Genomic DNA, 4,646 nt, shown 5'->3' on the forward strand with positions numbered 1-4,646 from the left:
TAGTGACGGATTTCGGTATCGTATTCAACGTGAGAGGTGTTGATGGTGATACCACGTGCTTTTTCTTCCGGCGCGTTATCGATCTGATCGAATGCACGAGCCTGGCCACCGTAGGTTTTGGACAGAACGGTAGTGATTGCAGCAGTCAGCGTTGTTTTACCATGGTCAACGTGGCCGATAGTACCGACGTTAACGTGCGGTTTTGTACGTTCAAACTTTTCTTTAGACATCGATTGTCCCTCTAAGACACGGATAAATCGGTGATATCACCACATCAACCAGGCAACATGCCCGACTTGTTGAATTAAGTAACAGAGAGAATTGGGAGGGAGGAATGAAGTGGTGCTGATACCCAGAGTCGAACTGGGGACCTCACCCTTACCAAGGGTGCGCTCTACCAACTGAGCCATATCAGCACGTCTTGGAGCGGGCAGCGGGAATCGAACCCGCATCATCAGCTTGGAAGGCTGAGGTAATAGCCATTATACGATGCCCGCATCCTGAAACTCGGCTACCCAGTTCTTTCTGTACAAAAAAAGAGATAAATCTCTTTTTGTTGTTTGAGCTGATTAATTTTTCTAACCCGCTCAGGCGGCGAAAACGCTGCCAGAAAGTGGTGGTGGGGGAAGGATTCGAACCTTCGAAGTCTGTGACGGCAGATTTACAGTCTGCTCCCTTTGGCCGCTCGGGAACCCCACCGGACTTGATGGTGCCGACTACCGGAATCGAACTGGTGACCTACTGATTACAAGTCAGTTGCTCTACCTACTGAGCTAAGTCGGCATCAAGTAGCGCGCATTCTATGGAGACCTGCGACTTCATGCAACTAAAAAATTGCACAAAATGTTCTTTCGCTCACATTTTGTGCTAACCGTCAGAAAAATGATGCTATTTCAAGCAACTCAGAGTAAAAAACGAGCGGCATCCTGAATTCAGCGGGTTAATAACGTCCTGACATTCTTTAAAACGTGGCTTTCTATTATCTTAAACGTTGTAAGAGCCTCCTCTGCAACAGGGTCGCCTGGCAAGAAGAGTAGAAATAAGCGGTTGATAAAAGAATACGTCGGCATCGCTTTGCCATCCTCTTCTGGTCAGGAGGTGCGACTTCATCGGTTGGTTTATCTCGTTAAGGCGTGCCAGCAGGCACAAGTCCATGCCGGACATCATAGACGGCAGAGAAAGAGGGGGCATTACCGGTGCCGGTAGCCTGCCAGAGATATGCCGCTTCACGTAAGCATTATCAGTTAGACATTTTTCATATTATTCCCTGTCATCTGGTGTTAACCTCCTGCCCATTGTCCTAACTTATTTCAATAACGTCACGCCATCGCAATATCTAAAGAAAAGGCATATCGCAGTGTTCCATGAGCACGTGCGGTGGGCCAGATTGGCAGGCAGAAAGCTTATGAGTAATAAAGAGCAAACGTTAATGACGCCCTACTTACAGTTTAATCGTAGCCAATGGGCTGCGCTTCGTGATTCAGTGCCAATGACGCTGACTGAAGGCGAAATCGCCCGGTTAAAAGGTATTAATGAGGACCTTTCTCTTGAAGAGGTCGCTGAAATCTATCTGCCGCTGTCGCGATTACTCAATTTTTATATAAGTTCTAATCTGCGGCGTCAGGCCGTGCTTGAGCAGTTTTTAGGCACAAATGGACAACGTATCCCTTATATCATAAGCATTGCCGGCAGCGTTGCTGTTGGTAAAAGTACGACTGCGCGTGTGCTGCAAGCGTTATTAAGTCGTTGGCCTGAACACCGTCGGGTTGAACTCATTACCACTGACGGTTTCTTGCACCCTAATCAGGTACTTAAAGACCGCGATTTAATGAAGAAAAAAGGGTTTCCACAATCCTATGATATGCACCGTTTAGTGAAGTTCGTATCAGATATTAAATCCGGTGTCCCGAACGTCACGGCACCCATATACTCGCATTTGATTTACGATGTGATTCCCGATGGGGATAAAACCGTAGCCCAGCCTGATATCTTGATTCTTGAAGGGCTTAATGTCCTGCAAAGCGGCATGGATTATCCGCACGATCCGCATCATGTATTTGTTTCGGACTTCGTCGATTTTTCCATATATGTTGATGCGCCGGAAGAACTGCTGCAACGCTGGTATATCAACCGCTTCCTGAAATTCAGAGAAGGCGCGTTCACCGATCCTGACTCCTATTTCCATAACTATGCAAAACTTTCAGAATCCGAAGCGATTGAAATTGCAACGTCCTTATGGCAGGAAATTAACTGGCTTAATCTTCAGGAAAATATTCTTCCTACGCGTGAGCGCGCGAGTCTGATAATGACTAAAAGTGCTAATCATGCAGTAGAACAGGTACGCTTGCGAAAATAAGTAAAGGGGAGCTATGGCTCCCCCTTTTTCATTATTCGGCACTTCGTAGTGAAATCTCTCCGCCCATCCAGGGCTTAATTACTCCGTCCTGCTCAAGCAGTAACGCCCCTTGCACATCAATACCCCGGGAAATACCAAAAATCTCTTTTTCACCAATAATGAGTTTAACGGGCCGGTTGATAAAGTTATCTAGCTGGTCCCAGCGTGAAAGCCAGGGAGCAAGCCCCTCCTCTTCAAAAAGGGCAAGCGCCGAACGCAGTTCTGAAATTAAGCGTACCGCCAGTTCGTTACGATCGATGGAAATCCCTGCTTCCTGTAGATTAGTCCACCCCTGACTGATGACATTCTCCTTGACGTTACGCATGACCAGGTTAATGCCAGCACCAATTACAATTTGTGCCGCATCACCTGTTTTTCCCGTAAGTTCGACGAGAATACCTGCCAGTTTACGATCGTTCAGGTAGAGATCATTGGGCCATTTTACGCGAACCTTCTCTGCGCCTAACGCTTGCAAAACCTCAGCCATCACCATACCGATTACAAGACTTAACCCTATAGCCGCAGCGGGTCCTTGCTCAAGACGCCAGTACATCGAAAGATAGAGATTGGCACCGAAGGGAGAAAACCATTTACGGCCACGTCTGCCACGACCTGCCTGCTGGTATTCCGCCACACACGCATCACCAGACTCAATCTCTGAAATCCTGTCCAGCAGGTACTGGTTAGTGGAGTCAATAACGGATAAAACCGAGACATTACCGTCCCGTATTCTTTCGGAAATGTAGCTCTGACTCAGCAGCTGTATCGGTTCTGGCAGACTGTATCCCTTACCCGGCACCGTAAAGACGTCCACTCCCCAGTCACGTAGCGTCTGGATGTGTTTATTAATCGCTGCACGACTCATTCCCAGACGTTCCCCGAGCTGCTCACCAGAGTGAAACTCGCCATCAGCGAGGAGTGAAACCAGCGTTAAGGGGATTGTGTTGTCCTTCATGCTATAGCCTCCACCGCGTTTACTTCACCACCTGGGCCAATAAATCGCACTTCAGGCTCCAGCCAGATATCGAATTTTTCACCTACATGCTGGCGGACAAGGTGTGCCAGTCTGACTACATCATCACTGGTCGCATCACATTCATTGATTAGTACCAGTGCCTGCTGACGATGTACAGCAGCGCCACCGATCCTCGTACCCTTCAGCTTACATTGATCGATAAGCCATCCCGCGGCTAGCTTTACGCTCCCGTCAGCCTGGGGATAATGAGGCGCATGTGACCATTCGGCGAGTAAAGATGTCGCTTTATGATGGGAAATCACGGGGTTTTTGAAGAAGCTGCCTGCGTTACCATTTACTTTTGGATCAGGCAACTTACTCATACGCATATGACAGACCGTATCAAACACTTCTTTGGCCGTCACGGTAGCAGGATCCAGACGGATCAGATCACCATAGGATAAGATCGGTGTCCATCTTTTGGCTAAACGCAGACCGACTGCGACAATCACATAGCGATCCTGGTATTCATGCTTAAAGATGCTGTCCCGGTAACCAAAACGGCACTCTTCAGCACTGAGACGTTTTGCCTCTCCCGTTGCCAGTTCGACACAGTCTACGTACTCACAGACGTTTTTAAGCTCTATGCCATAAGCACCAATGTTTTGAATTGGTGAGGAGCCTGCACACCCCGGTATCAGCGCCAGGTTTTCCAGTCCGGGGATGTGGTTATTAAGAGTAAATTGCACCAGTTTGTGCCAGTTTTCCCCGGCTCCGACGTGAATATGCCAGCTGTCATCACTTTCAGTGACGTCGATGCCCATAATCCGGTTAACAATAACCGTTCCTGTAAAATCCTCCAGGAAGAGAACATTGCTACCTTCGCCCAGAATGAGTACCGGTTGATGGTTTTGAGTCGCGCTTTGCCAGGCGTTCAGTAATGACTGAACACTGTCAGCGCAGACAATATTGTGAGCATTCCGGTTAATACCAAAGGTATTCCAGGGCTTAAGGGAGTGATTCATAGACGCTATCCTGATGCAGAAACCGGGGTAGTTTACCGTATCTACAGGGTGAGCGCTTGTGGTTATAGAGAAGGTTTCATGGGCAATGAAAACGCAAAAAGCCCATCCGTCAGGATGGGCTTTTCACTTGTTTGATGCCTGGCAGTTCCCTACTCTCGCATGGGGAGACCCCACACTACCATCGGCGCTACGGCGTTTCACTTCTGAGTTCGGCATGGGGTCAGGTGGGACCACCGCGCTAGTGCCGCCAGGCAAATTCTTTGTGCTCTGT

4 protein-coding genes, 4 tRNA genes and 1 rRNA gene are annotated in these 4,646 nt (G+C 48.5%); 1 reads left to right on the plus strand and 8 read right to left on the minus strand.

Going from position 1 to position 4,646, the window contains the following annotated elements:
• The 5 genes from KXR87_RS23120 to KXR87_RS23140 all read right to left on the minus strand — a co-directional run.
• A partial coding sequence (locus tag KXR87_RS23120) for a GTP-binding protein (RefSeq protein ID WP_437432847.1) occupies positions 1-230 on the minus strand: 230 nt, incomplete at its 3' end.
• 110 nt (positions 231-340) lie between these two features.
• Positions 341-416: transfer RNA gene (locus KXR87_RS23125), tRNA-Thr, on the minus strand.
• Between the two features lie 6 nt (positions 417-422).
• Positions 423-497 (minus strand) — tRNA-Gly (locus KXR87_RS23130).
• Positions 498-614: 117 nt separating this feature from the next.
• Positions 615-699: transfer RNA gene (locus KXR87_RS23135), tRNA-Tyr, on the minus strand.
• Positions 700-707: 8 nt separating this feature from the next.
• Positions 708-783, minus strand: a tRNA-Thr gene (locus KXR87_RS23140).
• 622 nt (positions 784-1,405) lie between these two features.
• Here KXR87_RS23140 and coaA point away from each other — a divergent pair.
• Complete coding sequence (gene coaA, locus KXR87_RS23145) at positions 1,406-2,356, plus strand: type I pantothenate kinase (protein WP_437434525.1); 951 nt, start codon at positions 1,406-1,408, stop codon at positions 2,354-2,356.
• Positions 2,357-2,387: 31 nt separating this feature from the next.
• Here the strand turns inward: coaA and birA are convergent, their stop codons facing one another.
• From birA to rrf, 3 genes are all read right to left on the minus strand, one after another.
• Positions 2,388-3,350 (minus strand): bifunctional biotin--[acetyl-CoA-carboxylase] ligase/biotin operon repressor BirA, encoded by a 963-nt coding sequence (birA, locus tag KXR87_RS23150; RefSeq protein ID WP_437434526.1) that lies wholly within the window; start codon positions 3,348-3,350, stop codon positions 2,388-2,390.
• The gene (gene murB / locus KXR87_RS23155) at positions 3,347-4,375 is read right to left on the minus strand and encodes a UDP-N-acetylmuramate dehydrogenase (protein WP_437434527.1); all 1,029 of its coding nucleotides are present in this window, start codon (positions 4,373-4,375) and stop codon (positions 3,347-3,349) included. Before murB ends, birA begins: the two co-directional genes overlap by 4 nt.
• A gap of 136 nt (positions 4,376-4,511) precedes the next feature.
• Positions 4,512-4,627: ribosomal RNA gene (gene rrf, locus KXR87_RS23160) — 5S ribosomal RNA — on the minus strand.
• Between the last annotated feature and the right edge of the window lie 19 nt (positions 4,628-4,646).

It is taken from the genome of Yokenella regensburgei, from assembly GCF_051486985.1.
Lineage (GTDB): Bacteria > Pseudomonadota > Gammaproteobacteria > Enterobacterales > Enterobacteriaceae > CBFFRJ01.

Bases quoted from the DNA above. Each gene is read 5' to 3' on its own strand.
- coaA (WP_437434525.1), top strand. From the start codon at position 1,406: ATGAGTAATAAAGAGCAAACGTTAATGACGCCCTACTTACAGTTTAAT.
- birA (WP_437434526.1), bottom strand. From the start codon at position 3,350: ATGAAGGACAACACAATCCCCTTAACGCTGGTTTCACTCCTCGCTGAT.
- murB (WP_437434527.1), bottom strand. From the start codon at position 4,375: ATGAATCACTCCCTTAAGCCCTGGAATACCTTTGGTATTAACCGGAAT.